This is a genomic window from Allobosea sp. CRIB-10 (genome assembly GCF_900112185.1).
Classification (GTDB): Bacteria; Pseudomonadota; Alphaproteobacteria; order Rhizobiales; family Beijerinckiaceae; genus Allobosea.
The window spans coordinates 347880-367956 of record NZ_FOKP01000003.1 but is presented as its reverse complement, the minus strand read 5'-3'; the positions used below and the strand labels follow the sequence as shown (position 1 = coordinate 367956).

The following is a 20077-nucleotide window of genomic DNA, read 5'->3' as shown; positions in this document are numbered from 1 at the left end:
GCAAGCGCGGGGAACCCTCTCCTGGAAGGAGAGGGCAGGGTGAGGTGTACGCCCTGTGACCAGTTCCGCGGGGCCTGACCGCGCGGTCGGGTTCAGGCTAACGTTTCCGCTCCGAACACCTCACCCCTACCCCTCTCCTTCCAGGAGAGGGGATCCCGCGCCTATCCTGCTAACTCCGTAAACCGCTTCAGGAACGCGCCCTGCGCCTCCTCCGTCGCCTGCGGCTCGATCAGCGCCAGCACCTCGCGCGGCAAGGCCTGCGGGCGGCCGAAGAAGCGCAGGGCTTCCTCGCGCTCGAAGCCGGCGAGCTCGGTCGCTTCGAGGAAGGCCGAGATCTTGTCGGCGTCCTTGGTCTTGCGCTTGACGATGGCCGGGGTCGTCGCCGGCAGAGAAAAGCGCAGATGGATCGCCGCCAGCAGGCGCAGCTCGACGCCCTTATAGGCATCGCCCATCACCGCCTTGAACGGCGAGATCATGTCGCCGATGACGTATTCCGGTGCATCGTGCAGGAGCGCCATCAGCCGCCAGTCGCGCGGCCACTCCGGGTTGAGATGCCCGGCGATCGCCTCGACCAGGAGGCTGTGCTGCGCGACCGAGAAGGAATGCGCGCCGCGGGTCTGGCCGTTCCAGCGGGCGACGCGGGCGAGGCCATGGGCGATGTCCTCGATCTCGACATCGAGCGGCGAGGGATCGAGCAGGTCGAGCCGCCGGCCCGACAGCATGCGCTGCCAGGCGCGCGGCGGGACAGGCGGCTTCACCATCAGGCGGCGGGGCGCGTGTCGCGGGCGAGCGCCGCGCATTCCTGCCAGCGGAAGCAGCCGGTGAGGTGGTCGTTGACCATGCCGCAAGCCTGCATCACCGCGTAGACGATGGTCGGGCCGCAGAAGGTGAAGCCGGCGGCCTTGAGTTCCTTGGAAATCGCCTTGGAGACGGCGGTCTCGGCCGGAACCTGCTCATGGGTGCGGAAGGCGTTCTGGATTACGCGTCCGTCGAGATGCTTCCAGAGGAAGTCGGCGAAGGGGCCCTTTTCGCTCAGCCTGAGATAGGCCTGCGCATTGCGGATTGTGCCCTCGATCTTGCCGCGGTGGCGCACGATCCCGGCATCGGCCAGCAGGCGCTGGACATCGGCTTCGCTAAAACGGGCGACGACTTCAGGCTCGAAGCCGGCAAAGCCGGCGCGGAAGGCGTCGCGCTTGCGCAGGATGGTGATCCAGGACAGGCCGGCCTGGAAGCCGTCGAGCATCAGCTTTTCCCAAAGCGCGCGGGAATCATATTCCGGCACGCCCCACTCGGTGTCGTGATAGGCCAGATAGAGCGGGTCGCTCCCCGGCCAGATGCAGCGATATCTGCCGTCGGGTCCCTCGACCGCCGCCCGCCCGCCGGTGACGTCGGTCATGCCGCAGCTCCGAATTCAGGCTCACCCGGATAAGGGAAGCGGATGAAGGATGGTTTTTGGCCAAGCGTGAAGGCAAGGCCGCCTGCGTCGAGCTTGTGGCCGGCGGCGAGCGCATCCGCCACCCGGTCGAGCCTGAGCAGCGCAAGCCCGCGCCCATTGGCACAGGAGCCGACCCGGCCGAGCGTCTTGCCGCCGGCGCTGGCCTCGACGCCATGCTCCGGGATGACGCCTTCGTCGAAGACGATCGGCGCGATGCGCGAGCGCGCGGTGCCGCGGTGCTGCATGCGCGAGACGACCTCCTGGCCGATATAGCAGCCCTTCCTGAAGGAGACCCCGCCGAGCTGATCGAACAGCGCCTCGTGCGGGAAGGCGTCGCCATAGAGGAAGTCACGCCCGCCATCGGGAATGCCGAGGCCGATGCGGCGAGCGTGGTAGTCGTCCATCGACGCATCGACGAGCTCGTCGGCGCCCTCGCGGTCGACGATGGCGCGCTCGCCGAGCTCGGGGAGGCGCGGATCGGCATGGACCAGCCCGGCATCGGCCGGCAGCCTGCCGCCATCGGTCGCGGCGATCACCGCGGCGCTCTCGCTGAGATCGTCGAGCGTGACCTTGGCGCGCAGCTTGTAGAGCTTCAGCTTCTTCATCAGGTCGGGGATCTGGAGCAGGGGCGTGTCGAGCAGGAAGCCGCCGCCTTCCGCGTCCGGGACCGCGACGATGAGAAAATCGCCGATGATCTTGCCTTGCGGTGTCAGCAGCCCGCCGTATCCGGCGCGTTCGGCCGTGACGGCATCCATCGCGTTGGTGACGATGTTCTCGAGGAAATCGCGGGCGTCGTCGCCGCTGACGCGGATGACGCCGCGGTCGACCAGTCTGGTTGCCGGCATGGCTGGGGCTCTCTGAGCGATCGCTGTTTCGGCATGGGGCGCCGTTCGTCCCGATAGTTAGGGTGCTTCGGCCAAAGGCTCAACCGATGCGACCCGGGAGACAGGAAACGGGTGCCGTACGCCGCGCGGCCGTCCCGCTGAAGATTTTTTCAGAGAGCTGTCGATCCGGCGATTTGCCGTTCGACGTGTCAGCAAGAAGCAGCGGAGGCGGCAGGTAATTGCCAGCTCCGCCCGAGCTTCGGAGAAGCAAGGCGGGACGAGCTCCCGCGAGTTCGGGAGACTGATCATGAGACAAGTCGTTGCTGCCACCTTCGTGTCCCTCGATGGCGTCATGCAGGCGCCGGGCGGTCCGGAGGAGGATCCGCAGGGCGGCTTCAGCCATGGCGGCTGGACCTTCCACTACTGGGACGAGGCGATGGGCAGGGTGATGGACAAGGCCTTCACCGAGGAGTTCGACCTGCTGCTCGGCCGCCGGACCTACGACATCTTCGCGGCGCACTGGCCCTATGCCGGCGACGATCCGATCGCGGTCAAGTTCAACGCCATCACCAAATATGTCGCGACCTCCGAGCCGCAGACCCTGACCTGGCAGAACAGCGTCGCGCTGCGCGGCGATCCCGCTGCCGAAGTCGCGGCGCTGAAGCGTCAGGATGGCCCCAAGCTTCTGCTACAGGGTTCGAGCGAGCTGATCCAGGCCCTGCTGGCCAAGGACCTGATCGACGAGATCACGCTGCTGACCTTCCCGGTCGTGCTCGGCAAGGGCAAGCGGCTGTTCGGTGGCGGCGCCATGCCGGCCGCGTTCAAGCTGGTCGAGACCAGCGCCTCCAGCACCGGCGTGCTCATGGCGACCTATCGCCGCGAGGGTGAGGTCACCACTGGCTCGTTCGCATTCGAGCAGCCGAGCCCCGCCGAAATCGCCCGCCGCGAAAAATATTCGATCAAGGGCTGATTTTTTGGGAAGCCTGTCGATCGGGGCGCGCCTCGTTCGACGTGGCAACAGAGGGCGGGAATTCTCCCGCCCCATACCGAAGCGAAACCAACTCGAAGAGACAGGAGAAGACCGATGCGCGTGATGGTTCTGGTCAAGGCCGACAAGGACAGCGAAGCCGGCGTGATGCCGAGCGGGGACATCCTCACCAGGATGGGTGCCTATAACGAAGAGCTGGTGAAGGCCGGCGTGATGCTGGCGGGCGATGGGCTCCATCCGAGCTCGAAGGGCTTGCGTATGCGTTTTTCGGGCTCGCAGCGGACGATCATCGACGGCCCCTTCGCCGAGACCAAGGAGCTGCTGGCCGGCTTCTGGATCTGGCAGGTGCGCTCCTTCGACGAGGCGGTCGAGTGGCTGAAGCGCGCGCCCTTCGACGGCGGCACCGAGATCGAGCTGCGCCCGATCTTCGAGATGGAGGATTTCGGCGAGGCGATGACGCCCGAACTGCGCGAGCAGGAGGAGCGCCTGCGCGCCGAGACGGCCAAGCTCGGCGGCTGACATTGTCGGAGCGTCATTCAACCCGGAGGGTGCGAGGCGAGGCCTGCACCGTTCCAGCAAAAATGGAGAAGACCGATGCGTTTCATGGTGCTGGTCAAGGCGACCAAGGACAGCGAAGCCGGCGCCCCGCCGACCCGCGAACTGGTCGATGCGATGATGGCCTATAACGAGGAGCTTGTGAAAGCCGGGATCATGAAGGGCGGCGACGGCCTGCAGCCGAGCGCGAAGGGCGCACGCGTCCAGTTCGATGGCGAGAAGCGCGCTGTGGTCGACGGGCCCTTTGCCGAGACCAAGGAACTCGTCGCCGGCTACTGGATCTGGGAGTGCAAATCGCTCGACGAGGCGATCGAATGGGTCAAGCGCTGCCCCAACCCGATGCCGGGCCCGTCCGAGATCGAGATCCGCCCGGTCGTCGACCTCGCCGATTTCGGCGACGCCGTCTCACCGGAAGCCGATGCGGCCTGGAAGCGCCTCAAGAGCGAAGTCGGCGACAACGGCTGAGCCGCTTGCCAGCCCAGCTGCTGATGGTGTGTATCGCAGGCCATGACGGTAAGCGATGCACACCGCGCCATCGAGGTGGTCTTCCGGATCGAGGCTCCCAGGCTGATCGCGGGCCTCGCCCGCGTCACCCGCGATGTCGGCCGGGCCGAGGAGCTGGCGCAGGACGCACTCGTCGCCGCGCTCCAGCAATGGCCGGGCGAGGGCGTGCCGCGCAATCCCGGCGCCTGGCTGATGCAGGCCGCCAAGCATCGCGCTCTCGACGGCCTCCGCCGCGCCAAGATGCTGAAGCGCAAGCACGAGGAAATCGGCCGCGACGTCGACGAGGAGACCGATCCGATCGCCGAGATCGAGGAGGCGCTCGACGACGAACTCGGCGACGACCTGCTGCGCCTGATCTTCACCGCCTGCCATCCGGTGCTCGCGGTCGAGGCGCGCCTGGCGCTGACGCTGCGCCTGATCGGCGGCCTCACCACCGAGGAGATCGCCCGCGCCTTCCTGGTGCCGGAGCCGACCATGGCGCAGCGCCTGGTCCGGGCGAAGAAGGCGCTGGCCGAGGCGAAGGTGCCTTACGACGTGCCGCATGGCCCCGAGCTGGCTAACCGCCTCGCCTCGGTGCTGGAGGTGGTCTACCTGATCTTCAACGAAGGTTATGCCGCGACTGCCGGCGAGGACTGGGTGCGTCCCGCCCTGTGCCAGGAGGCGATGCGGCTCGGGCGCATCCTCGCCGGGCTCGCGCCGCAGGAGCCGGAAGTGCACGGCCTCGTCGCGCTGATGGAGTTGCAGGCCTCGCGCCTGCGCGCCCGGATCGGCCCTGATGGCGAGCCGGTGCTGCTGCTCGACCAGAACCGGGCGCGCTGGGACCGGCTGCTGATCAATCACGGCCTCAAGGCGCTGGAGAGGGCGCGTCGGCTTGCCACCGCGCCCAGCCCTTATGTCCTGCAGGCCGAGCTCGCCGCCTGCCATGCCCGCGCCAATACCGCCGAGGAGACGGACTGGCGCAGGATCGCTGCGCTCTATGGCGCGCTCGGCGCATTGACGCCGTCACCCGTGATTGAGCTCAACCGCGCCGTCGCGGTCTCGATGGCGGAGGGGCCGGCGGCAGGGCTGGTGCTGGTCGACGCGCTCGCCTCGGCGCCGGCGCTGAAGAACTACCATCTCCTGCCGAGCGTGCGCGCCGATTTCCTGGTCAAGCTCGGCCGGCATAGCGAGGCGGAGATCGAGTTCACCCGTGCCGCCGGCATGACCCGGAACCGGCGCGAGCGCGATCTCTTGCTCGGCCGGGCGGAGACGGCCCGCAAGGCGGCCGGCTGAAACCGAGCGCAGCCGCCGAGCAGGCTGTTCGTCAGCGCATGAATTGCGCGATGGCGGCGAAATCGTCCTGGCGGTGGCCGGCCTCGATCGCCTTGCGGAACAGGCTGTCCTGCGCTTTGGGGACGAGATCGTGCAGGCCACGCTCGCTGCAGAGCTGCAGGAGCAGGCCGAAGGCGCCGTAGTGGACGTCGAGCGAGGCCAGGGTCTCCGCGTCGGCGGCAAAGCGGCGGTCACGGATGCGGGTGACCAGGTCGACCACTGCACCCTCGACGACGGGGTGGAAGGCCTGCCGGTGTTCCTCGAACAGGTCGAGCGCGATGCCCTCGGCCTGACAGATCGCGGCTGCCTGGAACTGGCCGAAGAGCGCACCCCACATCTGCCCGAGCAGGGAAAGGTCGAGCGCCGAGGCGTGGCCGACATCCTCGCCGACGAATTGCGGATTGCCGCCGAGCGCGGCAAAGACTTCCCGGTTCGCCTCGAACAGGGCCCGCGGCCCGGAATAGAGGACGGTGCCGCCCGGCTCGCCGATGAAGTCCGGCGTCGCCATGATCGCCCCGTCGAGATAGGCGGTGCCGTTGCCGGCCGCCCACCGGGCCTGTTCGCGCGCCTGGTTCGGCGAGCCGGACGAGACCTGGACGATCAACTTGCCGCGCAGGGTGGCCGCAGCTTCGGGAGAGCGAAGCAGCCTGTCCGAATCGGCATAGGTGCTGACGCAGACGACGATGATGTCGGCTGCAGCGGCGGCGACGGAGACCGACGGCGCGATGCTCGCGCCCTGGTCAGCGAACGCGGTCGCCTTGTCGGGCGAGCGGTTCCAGACATGGGTGGTGTAGCCGGCGGCGAGGAAGGCCCGGGCGAGGGCCGAGCCCATGCGGCCGAGGCCAATGACAGCGATCGTGGGTTTCACAGTTCATTCTCCTGACAGGGCGGGAGCACGGCTGCGATAGAAGGCAGGCCTTCGATCGCGCGGCGTCGCGCAGGTTTCTGTGTCGGCCGATCCCGGCTCATGCCGGCGGCTTCCGCAGGAGAATTTGTGATTTAGTTTTTTATTTCAATTACTTACATGAATGTAAGTGGTCGATTGGAGAAGGCCATGCCAATCAGGGTCAATCTGCCGGACGAATGTGGTCTCGGCCAGGCACTGTCGGTGATCGGCGGGCGCTGGAAGTCGGCGATCCTGTGGGAACTGCATGAGCGGGCGCTGCGCTTCGGCGAATTGCGCCGGCGTCTGCCGGGCATCAGCGAGAAGGTGCTCTTTGAGCAATTGCGCGAGATGGAACGCGACGGCGTCGTCAGGCGCGAGGCCTTCGACGAGGCGGTGCTGCGGGTCGAGTATTCGCTGACGCCGGCCGGGACCGCGCTCAACGACGCCGCGCATACTCTGGCGCTATGGGGGCTCGCCCATTCCGGGCGCAGCGGACTCCCCGTTGCGGCCGAATGATCAGTGCCGGGTGCCGGTGGTGAAGCTGCCGCAACGGATCTTCTCGGGCAGGGCCTCGGCGAAGACGGCCGTCGCCTCCTCGCCATAGGTCTCGACCAGCGTGCGCATCGCCGCGAACAGGGCGGCGTGGGCGAGCGCGTCGGAATCGAGTCCGTCCTGGCGCGCCTCGGCGAAGGCGTCCTCGACATAGCTGTAGGCGACGTGCCGGGCGTCTTTGACGTCCTCGGCGAGGGTCGGGTCGAGCGGCAGGTCGTCGGAGAGAGCGGACATGAAGGCAGCGGTATCCGGCGTGGAAAGGAACCTGTCGGAAGGAACGGGGCGGGCGAGAACCCGCGACCATTCCAGTGATTTGCCCGCCAAGGATACGGCCCGCAGCCGGCGGGCGCCATCATGGTCTTTAAGAAAGGTTAATTCGTAGGGGACAATTCTGCCTAAGGATGGCGCAGGTCCGTGCCGAAATCGGAGCGCGGCACCCGCCATTCCGCGCAGAACGGCGGTGCTTCCCGCCGCTCATGCATCGGATTGTCCCGAAAACTGACATCGCCTTGCGCTGCGATCTCCTAGCCGCCGAAGCGACTTGCGAGCGCCTTCGCCAGCTTCTCGCCCTCCTGGGCCAGCCGGGCCGAAGCCTCCTGCGTACCGTCGCTGCAGGTGCGGTGCGTCGCCGAATAGGCGCGGAAGCCACGATTATAGGCGCTCGCCAGTCGCTCGCGTCGCTGCGGCGAGCGGCCCTCCGAGTCGAGCAGCGCCGCCATGCGCTCGCGCCAGTCCTGGGCTTCGCGAGTCTCGCAGAGCGTGCGCAGATAGGCGAGCGAGCCGATGATCTCGGCGAGCTGCAGCAATTGCGGCTCGTAGGGCGGGGCGGATGATTCGGGTTCCGGCGGCGCGGGTTCCGCCGGACGTTGCTGCTGTTGTTGCGGCTGGGCCGGTCGTCGCGTCTGCGCTTGTAGCGCCTCGGGGCTCGCAATCAGTGCCGCGAGGATGAGGGCTGCGAGCGCGTGTCCCCTCATCAGCGAGCATCACCCGCGAAGATGGTCGCGGCGCGACGCAGCACGTCGCCGAGTTCGCGCGTCGTCGGCAGGCCACCAAGCTTGAGCGGATCGGCCCACATCACCGCGCCGGCCTCGGGGCCGGGCTGCGGCTCGCCGGACAGCCACTCCCCGACGAAGGAGGCGATGACGAAATGATGGGTCACCGCCCCCTTGGGATCGCGGCCGACGATCTCGACATGGCGATTGAAGCCGATGATCCGGGCGCTGACGCCGACCTCTTCCTGGAGTTCGCGCAGCGCCGCTTCCTCCAGGCTCTCTCCGGCCTCGACCTTGCCACCGGGCAGCGACCAGAGTTGGTCGGCCGGCGGCTTCGTCCGCGTCGCCAAGAGCACCTCGCCGTCACGGAAGACGGCGACCGAGGCGGCCAGCACCGGGCGCGCCAGGGCGCGGGCGGGGTTCGGGAAACGGATGATCTGGCCGTTGTCCTGTTCGCTCACACGTGCTGCCCGCCATTGATGTGGAGCTCGGCGCCGGTGACGTAGCTCGAGGCGTCGGTGCAGAGGAAATAGATCGCTTTGGCGACCTCCTCGGTCTTGCCCAGGCGCTGCATCGGCAGCTTCTCGACGATCTTCTCGGTGCCGGGGGAGAGGATGGCGGTGTCGATCTCGCCCGGCGAGATCGCATTGACGCGGATGCCGAGCGGCCCGAAATCGGCGGCCATCTCGCGGGTCAGGCTGGCGAGCGCCGCCTTCGAGGTCGCATAGGCGGCGCCTGCGAAGGGGTGGACGCGCGAGCCGGCGATCGAGGTGACGTTGACGATCGCACCCTGCGCTGCGGTCAACTCGTCCAGCAGGCCGCGCGCCAGCATGATCGGCGCGAAGAAATTGACTTGGAAGACTTGGTGCCAGTCGTTGAAGGAGGTCGTCGCGGCGCCGAGGCGTCCGCCTTTCGGCCCTTTCGGCGAGATGCCGGCATTGTTGACCAGCGCGTTGAGCTTGCCGCCCTCCGCGGCGAGGCGCTTCTTGATCTCGGCGATGCCGCGCATCGTGTCCTCGGGGTCGCCGAGATCGATCTGGACATGGTCGTCGGCGCCCGACGGCCAGGGGCATTTTTCGGAGAAGGCCTGGCGCGAGCAGGAGAGGATACGCCAGCCGGCCATGGCGAACTGCATCACCGTGGCGTGGCCGATGCCGCGGCTGGCGCCGGTGAGCAGCATGACCGGGCGCTTGCCCGGCTCGGTCTTCGGAAAGTCGAATTTGGGCATGGCCATTTGGGCAATCTGCTCCGATTCACCGGGTCTGCGTTGGCTGCTATAGGAATTTTTACTTGACTTTTTATGCTCAATTCACTAGCTATCATACAAATGGAACGGGAATGCTCGTTCGGCGCTGGGCCTCGGGGAACTCCTCGGGGCCCTTCGCTTTCAAGGGAATATTTTGAGACCATAGCCGGGTACGCGACCATTTGGGCCACGACGTAGCTTGGGTTCGATCAGCTCGAAAGCACGGTTCGCCTGGGCTGGATCAATGACGTGCCGACCTATCGGGTGCGCGACGAGATCGGCGAGTTGCAAGCCGGTTGAATTGTTGCGCTTGTCCATGAATCGAATGGCGAGATTATCGATTTGACCTAAGGCATTCTGGCCGTCGGCGATCCTTCTAAACTCTAATTCGAGCTTAGCATCCTCAGCAGCTCCGCGCCGCTCTACCACGACATAGGTCAACGGTTCGGATTGATTGCGTTCGCGTAGCCAATGTTGAAGGCGCTCGACACAAAAGGCTAGAGCGATCTCATAGGGATTTCTGGGGTTCGCATAGCGTGCTCGGTGCCGCGGCTTATCGATAACTGCTGCAATCACCGTGAACGGCAAATCCTCCATCGTTGCGTTCATCCGCTCGACGAATTCTGCGCGCGTCTGCGCATTCAACAAGATCTTGAAATCACCCTTCGCTTTGCGGATGTCATGGCTGTGCATGATGACGCAATCGTGGCCCCAGAAGTCAAATTTCAGCTTCTGCATGCGCGGGACGATAGTCTCGTAGTAGGCCGCCTTTTCAACGATACAGAACGCCAGCACGAAGACAGGATTCTGCGGGTTGATCGCAGTCAGGCTGTGATCGCCGCTCTCGTCGACATAGACGATGTAATCACTGAAATCCTTGTCGGGCATCAGGGGTAGAGCCGGGTCTTGGTCCAGGCGTCGCCGGGGTTGCCCCGGCGGAAGACGATGCGGTCATGCAGGCGGAAGGCGCCGTCGCGCCAGAATTCCATATAGACCGGGGCGATGCGGAAGCCGGTCCAGTGCGGCGGGCGCGGCACCTCGCCGACGCCGAATTTCAGCGCATAGCTCGCTACCGCCTTCTCAAGGGCGAACCGGCTCTCGAGCGGCCGCGACTGCTGGGAGGCCCAGGCGCCGATGCGGCTGTCGCGCGGGCGCGACTGGAAATAGGCGTCGGCCTCGGCGTCGCTGACGCGGCTGACCGGGCCGCGGATGCGGACCTGGCGGCGCAGGCTCTTCCAGTGGAACAGCGCCGCCGCCTTGGGCTGGCCGGCGAGTTCCTCGCCCTTCTGGCTCTGGGTATTGGTGTAGAAGACGAAGCCTTCGGGGCTGCGGCCGTTGAGCAGGACCATGCGCGAATTGGGCATGCCGTCGGCGTCGACCGTCGAGAGCGCCATGCCGTTGGGGTCGTTGGGCTCGGAGGCCTTGGCCTCATCCAGCCAGCTTTCGAACAGGGCGAAAGGCTCGCTCGCTTCGGTGAAGTCACCGCTCATTAACGCATTCACGTGCTTAATCCTCGAAGGTTTTTGGGAAGCGTTGGGCGAGCGCGATCCGTAATGCGGTTTGATTTGGCAGACATATATAAGCCCCGCGCGCAGCGGAGCCAGAGGCCGCGTGAGCGCAGTCCCCTTGCATGCGGGGCATCGCTCGCCGGCGCGGTCCTGCTTGCGCTGGTTTCAGCCGGCTGCTCGATCTCCTTCCCGATCATGGGCCTGTCGAGCAAGGCCGAGGACGAGGTCGCGATGACCACCGCCTCGGTGCTGCCGGCGCGGGCCGTGGAGGGCAGGAGCCCGCTCACCACGCTCGCGCCCGATCTCGGCCCCGAGGACTGGCGCCGGGCGGAAGGTGCGATGGCGCTGGCGCTCGACCCGCAGGGCAACGGTGCGCCGGTTTCCTGGGACAATGCCCAGAGCGGCATGAAGGGCGTCTTCACCCCGGTCGGCGGGCCGTTCCTGAAATCGGACGAGATCTGCCGGGCGTTCCTGGCCTCGATGATCTTGCAGACCGGCCCGGTAAAGCTGCAGGGCACGGCCTGTCGTCCGTCCGGCGGCGAATGGGCTGTAAAAGATGCCAAGCCGTGGAAAGGCGCGGCCTAGGCCTGTTGCAACTACGCCACAGTCTTCCCATCTAGGGGGCGGTTCCGGTACGCCGGAATACGAAGCCTCCGGGGGTGTGTTTGAATGCGTGATCCGTATCAGGTTCTGGGCGTGGCGAAATCGGCTGATGAGGCCGAGATCAAGAAGGCTTATCGCCGCCGCGCCAAGGACCTGCACCCCGACCGCAACCAGGGCGACCCGAAGGCGCAGGAAAAATTCTCCGAGCTCAACACCGCCTATGAGGTCCTCGGCGACGCCGACAAGCGCAAGCAATTCGACCGCGGCGAGATCGATGCCGAGGGCAAGCCGCGCTTCTCCGGTTTCGAGGGCATGGGCGCGGGACGCCGCGGGGCGCAGCATGGCGGCTTCGAGTTCAATTTCGACGGCGGCGGCGCGCCTTTCGGCCGTGGCGGCGATCCCGGCTTCGACCCCGCCGACATCTTCGGCTCGCTCTTCGGCGAGGCCGCCAGGCGCGGCGGTGCCCGGGGCCGGCAGAGCGCGCCGCAGAAGCCGCCGGAGCAGAGCTTCACGCTGGAAGTCGGCCTGGCCGAAGCGGTCAATGGCGGCACGCGCCGGGTGAAGCTGCCCGGCGGGCGCGAGGTCGAGGTGACGATCCCCGAGGGTGTCGCCGACGGCAAGGTCATGCGCCTGCGCGGCCTCGGCCAGACTCATCCGCTCACCGGCGAGGCCGGCGACGTGCTGATGACGATCAAGGTGAGGCCCGATTCCCGCTTCACGATAGACGGCATCAACCTGCGCGCGCGCGTCGCGGTGCCGCTCGCGACCGCCGTGCTGGGCGGGCCGATTCATGTGCCGACGCTGTCAGGCGCCGTCGAGATGAAGGTACCGCCGCTGACCGGCACGACGCGCCAGTTCCGCCTGCGTGGCAAGGGGCTGCCGGGCGCGAAGAAGGGCGAGCATGGCGACCTCTTCGTCTCGATCGACATCGAGATGCCGGCTGAGGATGCCGAGCTGACCGCGCTGATGAAGGCGCGCGCGGGCTGAACAGGATTTCGGCACAGGGCGCTTCCACCCTTCGACCGCCTCGGTTAAGAGACCGTCCGGTTCTCTTTTGCCGGTTCGTCCAGTTCGAAGGTCTCAGATGCCTGAATCCAGCAGCGCCGCCCCGACCGCCAACCTCCTGCGGGGCAAGCGCGGTCTCGTCATGGGCGTCGCCAACAACCGCTCGATCGCCTGGGGCATCGCCAAGGCGGCCGCGGATGCCGGCGCCGAGCTCGCCTTCACCTATCAGGGCGACGCCTTGAAGAAGCGGGTCGAGCCGCTGGCGCAGCAGCTTGGCGGCCATGTCGTCGGCCATTGCGACGTCACCGACGGGGCATCGATCGATGCGGTCTTCGCTGAGATCGAGAAGCTCTGGGGCAAGCTCGACTTCGTCGTCCACTGCATCGCCTTCTCCGACAAGGACGAGCTCACCGGCCGCTATGTCGACACGACCGAGGCCAATTTCTCGAAGTCGCTGCTGATCTCCTGCTATTCCTTCACGGCGATCACTCAGCGCGCCGAGAAGCTGATGCCGGATGGCGGCTCGCTGCTGACGCTGACCTATTACGGCGCCGAAAAGTGGATGCCGCACTACAACGTCATGGGCGTGGCCAAGGCTGCGCTGGAATCGAGCGTGCAGTATCTCGCCGCCGATCTCGGCCCGCAGAAAATCCGCGTCAACGCCATCTCGGCCGGGCCGATCAAGACGCTGGCGGCCTCCGGCATCGGTGATTTTCGCTACATCCTGAAGTGGAACGAGTACAACTCGCCGCTGCGCCGCACAGTCACCATCGAGGAGGTCGGCGAGACCGCGGTGTTCCTGGTCTCCGACATGTCGCGCGGCATCACCGGCGAGATCATGCATGTCGACGCCGGCTACCATGTCGTCGGCATGAAGGTGCCGACCGCGCCGGACATCTCGCTCGACAAGGGCGAGTGAGCGTTCAGCCCGGCTGAGATGTCAGCATCGCTTTCAGCCGCGTCATGCCCTCGGCATCGCGGCTGACATCATCGCTGGCGATCGCCGCGAAGAGTTCAGCGACGCTGCGTTCCCCTATCACGATCCCCGGCGCGATCTCCGCCAGCGGCGCCAGCACGAAGGCGCGCTCGGCGATGCGCGGATGCGGGATCTGCAGGCCGGGCCGGTCGATGACCACGTTGCCATAGGTCAGAATGTCGATGTCGAGCGTGCGCGGCCCCCAGCGCTCGCGCCGCTCGCGGCCGCTCTGACGCTCGATGTCGAGGCAGAGCGATAGCAGGTCCTCGGCCGAGAGGGACGTCTCGATCAGCACCGCCATGTTGCGGAATTCCGGCTGGTCGAGCTTGCCCCAGGGCGCGGTGCGCCAGACTGAAGAAGCGGCCTTCAGCTCGACGGCGGCATGGGCGCGCAGCCGTGCCAGCGCCGCGGCGAAGGCCGCCACGGGATCGCCGAGATTGCCGCCCAGCCCGAGCGTCGCTTCAACCGTCACGCGTGAAATCCAGCTTGATGCCGACCGATTCCATCCGGCCCGGAATCGGCGGGGCCGGCTTGCGCAAGGTGACGGCGACACGGGTCACCGTCGGGTATTCCGCCAGGATCGCGGTTGCCAGCGCCCGCGCCGCCGCCTCAAGCAGCTTGAAGCGCTTGGCCGAGAAGGTGCGCGTCACCAGGCCGACGACCTCGCCATAGTCGACGGTGTCGGCGATGTCGTCGCTGAGCGAGGAGGCCCGCAGGTCGCAGTCGAGCACCAGGTCCATCGAGAAGCGCTGGCCGAGCCGGCCCTCCTCGGCGAAATGGCCATGATAGGCGTAGAGGTCGAGCGCCTCGATGAAGATCTGTCCGGTCGCGCTCATTGTGCTGCTCCGATCGCCGCCCAGATTTTCAGGGCGTCGACATGCTCGTCGACGTCATGGGCGCGGATAATGGCGGCGCCTTGGGTGACGCCGTAGAGATGCGCGGCGATGCTGGCGGCGACGCGCTGAGCCGGGACCGTCTTGCCGATGACGTGGCCGAGCACCGATTTGCGCGAGGCGCCGAGTAGGACCGGGCAGCCGAGCTCACTGATGCGGCGAAGCTGCTTCATCAGCAGTAGCGACTGCTCGGCGGTCTTGCCGAAGCGGCCGATGCCGGGATCGACGACGATCTGGCTGCGCGGCACGCCAGCTTCGATGGCGATCGCGATCGAGCGCTCGAGGAAGCGCAGGACCTCGTTGAGGATGTCGATCTCGGGATCGACCTCCTCGCGGTTGTGCATAAGGACGATGGGAGCGCCATGGCGCGCCGCGACGCCGGCGATCGCGGGCTCGCGCTGCGCGCCCCAGACATCGTTGACGATCGAGGCGCCGGCCTTGAGCGCGGCCTCGGCGACCTCGGCCTTGTAGGTGTCGATCGAGATCGGGATGTCGCTCTGCGCGGCGATGCCGGTGATGACCGGCATGACCCGGGCGAGCTCGCTTGCCGCATCGAGGCGGGTATGGTCCGGCCGTGTCGATTCGCCGCCGACATCGACGATATCGGCGCCCTGCCGCGCCAGCCTCAGCCCATGCGCCACGGCGACCGCGGGGTCGGCGAAGAGGCCGCCATCGGAAAAGGAATCCGGGGTGACGTTGACCACGCCCATCAGCAGGGGCCTTCCGCCGAGGTCGAGCCTGCGGCCATCCGGCAATGTCAGCGTGGCGGTCATGCGGCGATCATGTCGGTGCGATTGCCTGCCTCTTACACAGGCCTTCGGGACGCGGCCACCACAAAGCTCACGAGACGGTGAGGATGGGACCTGCGGCGCTTTCGCCGCTTTGACCTTGCTGTCGGCAGCGTGCATGAGGCGAAGCATGATTCCGCTGACGATTCCCGGTCGCCTCTTCCTTGTCCGCCACGGCGAAACCGACTGGAATCGGGAGGGGCGGCTGCAGGGCGGCAAGGACATTCCGCTCAACGCCCTCGGCCGCATGCAGGCGGAGGAGGCGGCGCGCCGGCTCAAGGCGCTGACGCCCGATTACGCCAGCGTCGACTATATCTGCTCGCCGATGGAGCGGGCGCGGGAGACTATGACGATCCTGCGCCGCGAGCTCGACCTGCCGCCCGAAGCGTTCCGTATCGACGAGCGCCTGCGCGAACTGACCTTCGGCGACTGGGAAGGCTTCACCTGGCGCGAAATCCGCAAGAGTGCGAATGCGAGCGAGCGTGAGCGCGCCCAAGCCCGCGAGCGCGACAAATGGGGCTTCGTGCCCCCCGGCGGCGAGAGCTACCGCATGCTGGCCGAGCGCATCCGGCCGGTGCTGGAAGGGCTGGCGCCGGACACGGTGATGGTCAGCCATGGCGGCGTGGCGCGGGCGGTGCTGGCGTTGATCGGTGCGGTCGGCACGGCCGATGCGGCGCGCGTCGAGATCTGGCAGGGCAAGATCCTGGTGGTCGAGGGCGGCAAGGCGACTTGGATGTAAGGGGCCTGGATGTGACAGTCGGGCGCAAATGCGCGCCACTGCTTAACCGCGTCCCGTCTTCCCGCTTGCCGTTCAGCCTCGGTTCAGCCACACCTTCGCAGGTATGATCGGCTGGTGAGGACCCGCGCGGCTGCGGGGCCGGCCGGGGGACTGGCGGACGCGTCGTCACGGGGAGACGGCCGGCGTGAGAGTGGTCCGGGCGCCGGTCCGGATCTCGACGGGGCAAGATGAACGACATCACCACAGTTTCGGCCGGCATCGCCGATTCGAGCGCGACCGCGCTCGCCATGCTGGCGGGCGAAAAGCGGCCAGAGCTGCTGCGCGACGAGGTGCTCGCCGAGATCTTTGCAGCGAGTGTGTCCGCGCGCCCAGACCACCCGGCGCTGATCTGCGGCGAGCGGCGGCTGAGCTATGCGCAGGTCTGGGCGGAGGCGCAGGCGCAGGCGCGCGGGCTCGCGCTGTCCGGCGTCGGGCCGGGCGACATGGTCGGCCTTTGGATGCCGCGCGGCATCGAGCTCTTGGTGGCGCAGATCGCGATCACGCTGTCGGGCGCCGCCTGGCTGCCCTTCGACGCCGAGGCGCCGGTCGAGCGCATCGCCATCTGCCTCAACGATGCCAGCGCCAAGGGGCTGGTGACGCAGACCGACTGGAAAGCGCGTGCTGCAGCCACCGAACGCAAGGTCTGGTGCCCGCAGCAACTCGCACAGGCCAGCGACGGTCAGGCGATGCCAGCGCGGGCAGTGGGGCTGACCCCCGACCATCCCGCCTATCTGATCTACACCTCGGGCTCGACCGGTACGCCCAAGGCGATCGTCATCAGCCAGCGCAACATCTGCCATTTCTTGCGCTCGGGGAACGCGCTCTACGGCATGGGGCCGGACGATGTCGTCTTCCAGGGCGCCTCCGTTGCCTTCGATCTGTCGATGGAGGAAATCTGGACGCCTTATCTCGTCGGCGCGACCCTGTTCGTCGCGACGCCGCAGATGATGGGCGACGCCGAGAAGCTGCCGGCGATCCTGACCGAGGCCGGCGTCACCGTGATCGACACGGTGCCGACTTTGCTCGGCATCCTGCCGGCCGACGTGCCATCGCTGAAACTGATCCTGCTCGGCGGCGAGGCGTTGCCGCCCTCGATCGTGCAGAAATGGTCGAAACCCGACCGGCGCATCTTCAACACCTACGGGCCGACGGAGGCGACGGTGGTGGCGACGGCCGCCCCGGTCGAGCCGGGCGAGACCGTCACCATCGGCAAGCCGATCCCGAACTACACCGCCTATATCGTCGACGAGGAGATGAAGCTGACCGGCGTCGGCCAGCAGGGCGAGCTGCTGATCGGCGGGCCGGGCGTCGCCAAGGGCTATCATCTGCGGCCCGAGCTCACGGCCGAGAAGTTCATCGCCAACCCGTTCGGCGGCAGCGGCGGCGATCCGATCCTCTACCGCTCCGGCGATGCCGTCAGCCTCGACGAGAACGGCAACATCGTCTTCCACGGCCGAATCGACGACCAGGTCAAGATCCGCGGCTTCCGCGTCGAGCTCGGCGAGATCGAGACGGCCTTGTCCGACGAGGCCGGCATCAGCCAGGCCGCCGTGGTGCTGCGCAGTGATGACGGCATCGAGCGGCTCGTCGCCTTCCTGGTCGGCGAGCCCGGCGTACAGATCGAGGGCTCGGTGCTGCGGGCATCGCTGCGCGAGAAGCTGCCGCCCTACATGATCCCGGCGCATTTCGAGCCGGTTGGCTCGCTGCCGCGCATGGTCTCGGGCAAGGTCGACCGCAAGATGCTGAAGGCTGCGCCGTTGACGGCGCCGGCCGCGAGCGGCGAGCAGGAGCCGCCGCGCAACGAGACCGAGGCTGCGCTGCTCGACGCGGCCAAGCGCGTGCTCGGCGCGCAGGCGCTGCCGCTCGAGGCCGACTTCTTCGTCGATCTGGGCGGCCATTCGCTGCTGGCGGCGCGCTTCATCTCGATCGTGCGCGAGACGCCGGCCTATGCCGGCATCACCCTGCAGGACGTCTATGGCGCGCGCACCTTGCGGGCGATGGCGGAACTGCTCGATGCGCGTGGCGTGCGGGCCGAGGAGGACCTCTCCTTCACGCCGCCGCCGCTGCGCCGCCGCTTCCTCTGCGGGTTGGCCCAGGCAATCGCGCTGCCGATCATCATCAGCCTGTCGACGGCGCAATGGCTCGGCATCTTCGTCAGCTACATGCTACTCTCGGGCGAAGAGCTGTCGGCGATGGCGCAGGTCTTTGCGTTGCTCGGCATCTATGTCGCGATCACCATCGTCACCGGTTTCATCGCGATCGGCCTGAAATGGCTGGTGCTCGGCCGGACCAAGCCTGGGACCTATCCGCTCTGGGGCGTCTATTACTTCCGCTGGTGGTTCGCCTCGCGCGTCGCCGGGTTGGTGCACATCAAATGGCTGCAGGGCACGCCGGTGATGCGCTTCTACTGGCGCCTGCTCGGCGCCAAGGTCGGGCGCGACGTCATCATCTCCGATTACGAGGCCGGCGCGGTCGACCTGGTCGAGCTGGGCGACGGCACGACGCTGGGATCGAAGACCACCTTCGCCAATGCCGAGGCGATCGGCGCCGATTTCATCATCGGCAGGATCACGATCGGCAAGGACGTCTATGCCGGCTCCTCGGTTGTGTTCGGCCATGGCTGCACCATCGGTGACCATGCCGAAATCGGGGACCTCACCGCGATCGCGCCCGGCGCGACCGTCGGCACGGCCGAGATCTGGGACGGTTCACCCGCCCGCAAGACCGGCACGGTCGATCTCGAGTCCCTGCCGCCTCAGGCCGAAGCGAGCGCTGGGCGCCGGGCGGCGATGACGCTGTTCTACGTGGTCATGCTGATCGTGCTGCCGCCGATCAGCCTGCTGCCGATCTTCCCGGCCTTCTGGCTGTTCGACAAGATCGACAACTGGGTCGCGACCTGGTCCGACGTCAGCTATCTCTGGTATCTGCCGATCCTGACCTGGCCGACGGCGATCGGGCTCATCACCGTCACGGTCTTCCTGATTTGCGCGCTGCGCTGGGCGATCCTGCCGCGCGTCTCCTCCGGCACCTATTCGATCCATTCGGGCTTCTACGCCCGCAAATGGACGGTGGCGCTGGCGACCGAGGTGACGCTGGAGACGCTGTCCTCGCTGTTCGCGACGATCTATATGCGCTTCTGGTACCGGATGATGGGCGCACGGATCGGGCAGGGCGCCGAGATCTCGACCAATCTCTCGGGGCGCTACGACATCACCGGGATCGGCGCCGGCAACTTCATCGCCGACGAGGTGATCTTCGGCGACGAGGACATGCGGCGCGGCTATATGCGCCTCGACATGACCCGCACCGGCGAGCAGGTCTTCGTCGGCAACGATGCGGTCGTGCCGCCGGGTGCGGTGATTCCCGACAAGGTGCTGATCGGCATCAAGTCGAAGCCGCCGGCGAACGAGCTGATGAGCGCCGGCGACACCTGGTTCGGCTCGCCGCCGATCAAGCTGCCGACGCGGCAGAAGGTCGATCTCGGAGCCGACTGGACCTACAAGCCCTCGCTCGGCAAGAAGCTGGCGCGCGCCGGCTTCGAGGCGCTGCACACCTCCTTCCCGGCGATGCTGTTCATCACCTTCGGCACCATCGCGGTCGACCTCGTGCTGCAGCAGAAGATATTCGATCGCGACTGGGCCGGCCTCGTTCTCGCCTTCATGGGCTGTGCCGTGGTCATCGCTATCACCCAGGCGCTGATCTGCGCGCTGATGAAATGGCTGCTGATGGGCGTCTACAAGCCGGTGATGAAGCCGATGTGGTCGTTCTGGGCGATGCGCACCGAGGCGATCGCCGTGCTCTATTGGGGCCTGGGCGGCAAGGTGCTGTTCGACTATCTGCGCGGCACGCCGTTCCTGCCCTGGTTCCTGCGCCTGTTCGGCGCGCAATACGGCCAGGGCGTCTGGCTGGACTCGACTGACATCACCGAGTTCGACTGCATCAAGGTCGGCGACTTCTGCACCGTCAACGCCCATTCCGCGCTGCAGACCCATCTCTACGAGGACCGGGTGATGAAGGTCGGCAAGGTCACGCTCGGCAAAGGCGTCTGCGTCGGCGCCGGCGCGACCGTGCTCTACGACACCCATGTCGGCGACTACGCCCAGATCGGCCTGCTCACCGTGATCATGAAGGGCGAGAACCTGCCGGCGAACACCCGCTGGGAAGGCGCGCCGGCCGTGCCGGCGAGCGGGGTACTAGGCGAGCGGCCTGCCGCTCATCGCTCGACCTAGCTGA

The 20077-nt window shown here is 67.0% G+C and carries 23 protein-coding genes; 10 read left to right on the top strand and 13 right to left on the bottom strand.

The features are described from left to right. Positions 1–161: 161 nt before the first annotated feature. From BMZ69_RS06815 to BMZ69_RS06805, 3 genes are read right to left on the bottom strand one after another with little or no spacing between them, the layout of a single operon-like run. Positions 162–761, bottom strand: a complete 600-nt coding sequence (locus BMZ69_RS06815; RefSeq protein ID WP_092155859.1) for a YfbR-like 5'-deoxynucleotidase — start codon at positions 759–761, stop codon at positions 162–164. Then, positions 761–1396 carry a DNA-3-methyladenine glycosylase I gene (locus tag BMZ69_RS06810; protein WP_092155795.1) on the bottom strand — a complete coding sequence of 212 codons (636 nt, stop codon included), beginning with the start codon at positions 1394–1396 and terminating at the stop codon, positions 761–763. The genes BMZ69_RS06815 and BMZ69_RS06810 overlap by 1 nt, the downstream gene beginning before the upstream one ends. Next, positions 1393–2280, bottom strand: a complete 888-nt coding sequence (locus tag BMZ69_RS06805; RefSeq protein WP_092155794.1) for a CAF17-like 4Fe-4S cluster assembly/insertion protein YgfZ — start codon at positions 2278–2280, stop codon at positions 1393–1395. Before BMZ69_RS06805 ends, BMZ69_RS06810 begins: the two co-directional genes overlap by 4 nt. Before the next feature lie 286 nt (positions 2281–2566). On the opposite strand from BMZ69_RS06805, the gene BMZ69_RS06800 reads away from it, so the two are divergent. From BMZ69_RS06800 to BMZ69_RS06785, 4 genes are all read left to right on the top strand, one after another. Then, complete coding sequence (locus BMZ69_RS06800) at positions 2567–3229, top strand: dihydrofolate reductase family protein (RefSeq protein WP_092155793.1); 663 nt, start codon at positions 2567–2569, stop codon at positions 3227–3229. A 114-nt stretch (positions 3230–3343) separates the two neighbouring features. Next, on the top strand, positions 3344–3766 hold the full coding sequence (locus BMZ69_RS06795; protein ID WP_092155792.1) for a YciI family protein: 423 nt from the start codon (positions 3344–3346) through the stop codon (positions 3764–3766). Positions 3767–3841: 75 nt separating this feature from the next. Next, positions 3842–4267 (top strand): YciI family protein, encoded by a 426-nt coding sequence (locus BMZ69_RS06790; protein ID WP_092155791.1) that lies wholly within the window; start codon positions 3842–3844, stop codon positions 4265–4267. A gap of 42 nt (positions 4268–4309) precedes the next feature. Further along, on the top strand, positions 4310–5578 hold the full coding sequence (locus BMZ69_RS06785; RefSeq protein ID WP_092155790.1) for an RNA polymerase sigma factor: 1269 nt from the start codon (positions 4310–4312) through the stop codon (positions 5576–5578). Positions 5579–5609: 31 nt separating this feature from the next. Here BMZ69_RS06785 and BMZ69_RS06780 read toward each other — a convergent pair whose 3' ends face one another. Then, positions 5610–6485 (bottom strand): NAD(P)-dependent oxidoreductase, encoded by an 876-nt coding sequence (locus tag BMZ69_RS06780; RefSeq protein ID WP_092155789.1) that lies wholly within the window; start codon positions 6483–6485, stop codon positions 5610–5612. Between the two features lie 186 nt (positions 6486–6671). On the opposite strand from BMZ69_RS06780, the gene BMZ69_RS06775 reads away from it, so the two are divergent. Further along, a complete protein-coding gene (locus BMZ69_RS06775) occupies positions 6672–7019 on the top strand; it encodes a winged helix-turn-helix transcriptional regulator (RefSeq protein ID WP_092155788.1) in 348 nt (115 codons plus the stop codon). Here the strand turns inward: BMZ69_RS06775 and BMZ69_RS06770 are convergent, their stop codons facing one another. From BMZ69_RS06770 to pdxH, 6 genes are all read right to left on the bottom strand, one after another. Further along, entirely contained in the window at positions 7020–7289 is a 270-nt protein-coding gene (locus BMZ69_RS06770; RefSeq protein ID WP_175506688.1) for a hypothetical protein, read from the bottom strand. Positions 7290–7579: 290 nt separating this feature from the next. Next, the gene (locus BMZ69_RS06765; protein WP_092155787.1) at positions 7580–8029 is read right to left on the bottom strand and encodes a TIGR02301 family protein; all 450 of its coding nucleotides are present in this window, start codon (positions 8027–8029) and stop codon (positions 7580–7582) included. Then, positions 8029–8508, bottom strand: a complete 480-nt coding sequence (locus tag BMZ69_RS32355) for an NUDIX hydrolase (protein ID WP_280142070.1) — start codon at positions 8506–8508, stop codon at positions 8029–8031. Before BMZ69_RS32355 ends, BMZ69_RS06765 begins: the two co-directional genes overlap by 1 nt. Further along, entirely contained in the window at positions 8505–9281 is a 777-nt protein-coding gene (locus BMZ69_RS06755) for an SDR family NAD(P)-dependent oxidoreductase (RefSeq protein WP_244543240.1), read from the bottom strand. The genes BMZ69_RS32355 and BMZ69_RS06755 overlap by 4 nt, the downstream gene beginning before the upstream one ends. A gap of 153 nt (positions 9282–9434) precedes the next feature. After that, positions 9435–10181 carry a DUF3800 domain-containing protein gene (locus BMZ69_RS06750; RefSeq protein WP_092155786.1) on the bottom strand — a complete coding sequence of 249 codons (747 nt, stop codon included), beginning with the start codon at positions 10179–10181 and terminating at the stop codon, positions 9435–9437. Further along, a complete protein-coding gene (gene pdxH, locus BMZ69_RS06745; protein ID WP_092155785.1) occupies positions 10181–10783 on the bottom strand; it encodes a pyridoxamine 5'-phosphate oxidase in 603 nt (200 codons plus the stop codon). The genes BMZ69_RS06750 and pdxH overlap by 1 nt, the downstream gene beginning before the upstream one ends. 213 nt (positions 10784–10996) lie before the next feature. Here pdxH and BMZ69_RS06740 point away from each other — a divergent pair, with 213 nt between their 5' ends. The 3 genes from BMZ69_RS06740 (at position 10997) to fabI (ending at position 13328) form a co-directional block, all read left to right on the top strand. Beyond that, positions 10997–11386, top strand: a complete 390-nt coding sequence (locus tag BMZ69_RS06740; protein ID WP_244543239.1) for an RT0821/Lpp0805 family surface protein — start codon at positions 10997–10999, stop codon at positions 11384–11386. Between the two features lie 84 nt (positions 11387–11470). After that, positions 11471–12391, top strand: coding sequence for a DnaJ C-terminal domain-containing protein (locus tag BMZ69_RS06735; RefSeq protein WP_092155783.1), 921 nt, complete (start codon positions 11471–11473; stop codon positions 12389–12391). A 97-nt stretch (positions 12392–12488) separates the two neighbouring features. Then, a complete protein-coding gene (gene fabI / locus BMZ69_RS06730) occupies positions 12489–13328 on the top strand; it encodes an enoyl-ACP reductase FabI (RefSeq protein WP_092155782.1) in 840 nt (279 codons plus the stop codon). Positions 13329–13332: 4 nt separating this feature from the next. On the opposite strand, the gene folK is transcribed toward fabI, so the two are convergent. The 3 genes from folK to folP are packed head-to-tail and all read right to left on the bottom strand — an operon-like array spanning position 13333 to position 15051. After that, positions 13333–13857 carry a 2-amino-4-hydroxy-6-hydroxymethyldihydropteridine diphosphokinase gene (gene folK, locus BMZ69_RS06725; RefSeq protein WP_244543238.1) on the bottom strand — a complete coding sequence of 175 codons (525 nt, stop codon included), beginning with the start codon at positions 13855–13857 and terminating at the stop codon, positions 13333–13335. Continuing rightward, positions 13847–14221: a dihydroneopterin aldolase gene (gene folB, locus BMZ69_RS06720; RefSeq protein WP_092155781.1), complete on the bottom strand. Its 375-nt coding sequence runs from the start codon at positions 14219–14221 to the stop codon at positions 13847–13849. Before folB ends, folK begins: the two co-directional genes overlap by 11 nt. After that, entirely contained in the window at positions 14218–15051 is an 834-nt protein-coding gene (folP, locus tag BMZ69_RS06715; RefSeq protein ID WP_092155780.1) for a dihydropteroate synthase, read from the bottom strand. The genes folB and folP overlap by 4 nt, the downstream gene beginning before the upstream one ends. 145 nt (positions 15052–15196) lie before the next feature. Between folP and BMZ69_RS06710 the strand changes: the two genes are divergently transcribed. Both BMZ69_RS06710 and BMZ69_RS06705 read left to right on the top strand, forming a co-directional pair. After that, positions 15197–15805, top strand: a complete 609-nt coding sequence (locus BMZ69_RS06710) for a histidine phosphatase family protein (protein ID WP_175506687.1) — start codon at positions 15197–15199, stop codon at positions 15803–15805. Between the two features lie 227 nt (positions 15806–16032). Further along, the gene (locus BMZ69_RS06705; RefSeq protein ID WP_092155779.1) at positions 16033–20073 is read left to right on the top strand and encodes a Pls/PosA family non-ribosomal peptide synthetase; all 4041 of its coding nucleotides are present in this window, start codon (positions 16033–16035) and stop codon (positions 20071–20073) included. Positions 20074–20077: the final 4 nt, after the last annotated feature.

Bases quoted from the DNA above. Each gene is read 5' to 3' on its own strand.
- BMZ69_RS06815 (WP_092155859.1), bottom strand. From the start codon at position 761: ATGGTGAAGCCGCCTGTCCCGCCGCGCGCCTGGCAGCGCATGCTGTCG.
- BMZ69_RS06810 (WP_092155795.1), bottom strand. From the start codon at position 1,396: ATGACCGACGTCACCGGCGGGCGGGCGGCGGTCGAGGGACCCGACGGC.
- BMZ69_RS06805 (WP_092155794.1), bottom strand. From the start codon at position 2,280: ATGCCGGCAACCAGACTGGTCGACCGCGGCGTCATCCGCGTCAGCGGC.
- BMZ69_RS06800 (WP_092155793.1), top strand. From the start codon at position 2,567: ATGAGACAAGTCGTTGCTGCCACCTTCGTGTCCCTCGATGGCGTCATG.
- BMZ69_RS06795 (WP_092155792.1), top strand. From the start codon at position 3,344: ATGCGCGTGATGGTTCTGGTCAAGGCCGACAAGGACAGCGAAGCCGGC.
- BMZ69_RS06790 (WP_092155791.1), top strand. From the start codon at position 3,842: ATGCGTTTCATGGTGCTGGTCAAGGCGACCAAGGACAGCGAAGCCGGC.
- BMZ69_RS06785 (WP_092155790.1), top strand. From the start codon at position 4,310: ATGACGGTAAGCGATGCACACCGCGCCATCGAGGTGGTCTTCCGGATC.
- BMZ69_RS06775 (WP_092155788.1), top strand. From the start codon at position 6,672: ATGCCAATCAGGGTCAATCTGCCGGACGAATGTGGTCTCGGCCAGGCA.
- BMZ69_RS06770 (WP_175506688.1), bottom strand. From the start codon at position 7,289: ATGTCCGCTCTCTCCGACGACCTGCCGCTCGACCCGACCCTCGCCGAG.
- BMZ69_RS06765 (WP_092155787.1), bottom strand. From the start codon at position 8,029: ATGAGGGGACACGCGCTCGCAGCCCTCATCCTCGCGGCACTGATTGCG.
- BMZ69_RS06755 (WP_244543240.1), bottom strand. From the start codon at position 9,281: ATGGCCATGCCCAAATTCGACTTTCCGAAGACCGAGCCGGGCAAGCGC.
- BMZ69_RS06750 (WP_092155786.1), bottom strand. From the start codon at position 10,181: ATGCCCGACAAGGATTTCAGTGATTACATCGTCTATGTCGACGAGAGC.
- pdxH (WP_092155785.1), bottom strand. From the start codon at position 10,783: ATGAGCGGTGACTTCACCGAAGCGAGCGAGCCTTTCGCCCTGTTCGAA.
- BMZ69_RS06740 (WP_244543239.1), top strand. From the start codon at position 10,997: ATGGGCCTGTCGAGCAAGGCCGAGGACGAGGTCGCGATGACCACCGCC.
- BMZ69_RS06735 (WP_092155783.1), top strand. From the start codon at position 11,471: ATGCGTGATCCGTATCAGGTTCTGGGCGTGGCGAAATCGGCTGATGAG.
- fabI (WP_092155782.1), top strand. From the start codon at position 12,489: ATGCCTGAATCCAGCAGCGCCGCCCCGACCGCCAACCTCCTGCGGGGC.
- folB (WP_092155781.1), bottom strand. From the start codon at position 14,221: ATGAGCGCGACCGGACAGATCTTCATCGAGGCGCTCGACCTCTACGCC.
- folP (WP_092155780.1), bottom strand. From the start codon at position 15,051: ATGACCGCCACGCTGACATTGCCGGATGGCCGCAGGCTCGACCTCGGC.
- BMZ69_RS06710 (WP_175506687.1), top strand. From the start codon at position 15,197: ATGATTCCGCTGACGATTCCCGGTCGCCTCTTCCTTGTCCGCCACGGC.
- BMZ69_RS06705 (WP_092155779.1), top strand. From the start codon at position 16,033: ATGAACGACATCACCACAGTTTCGGCCGGCATCGCCGATTCGAGCGCG.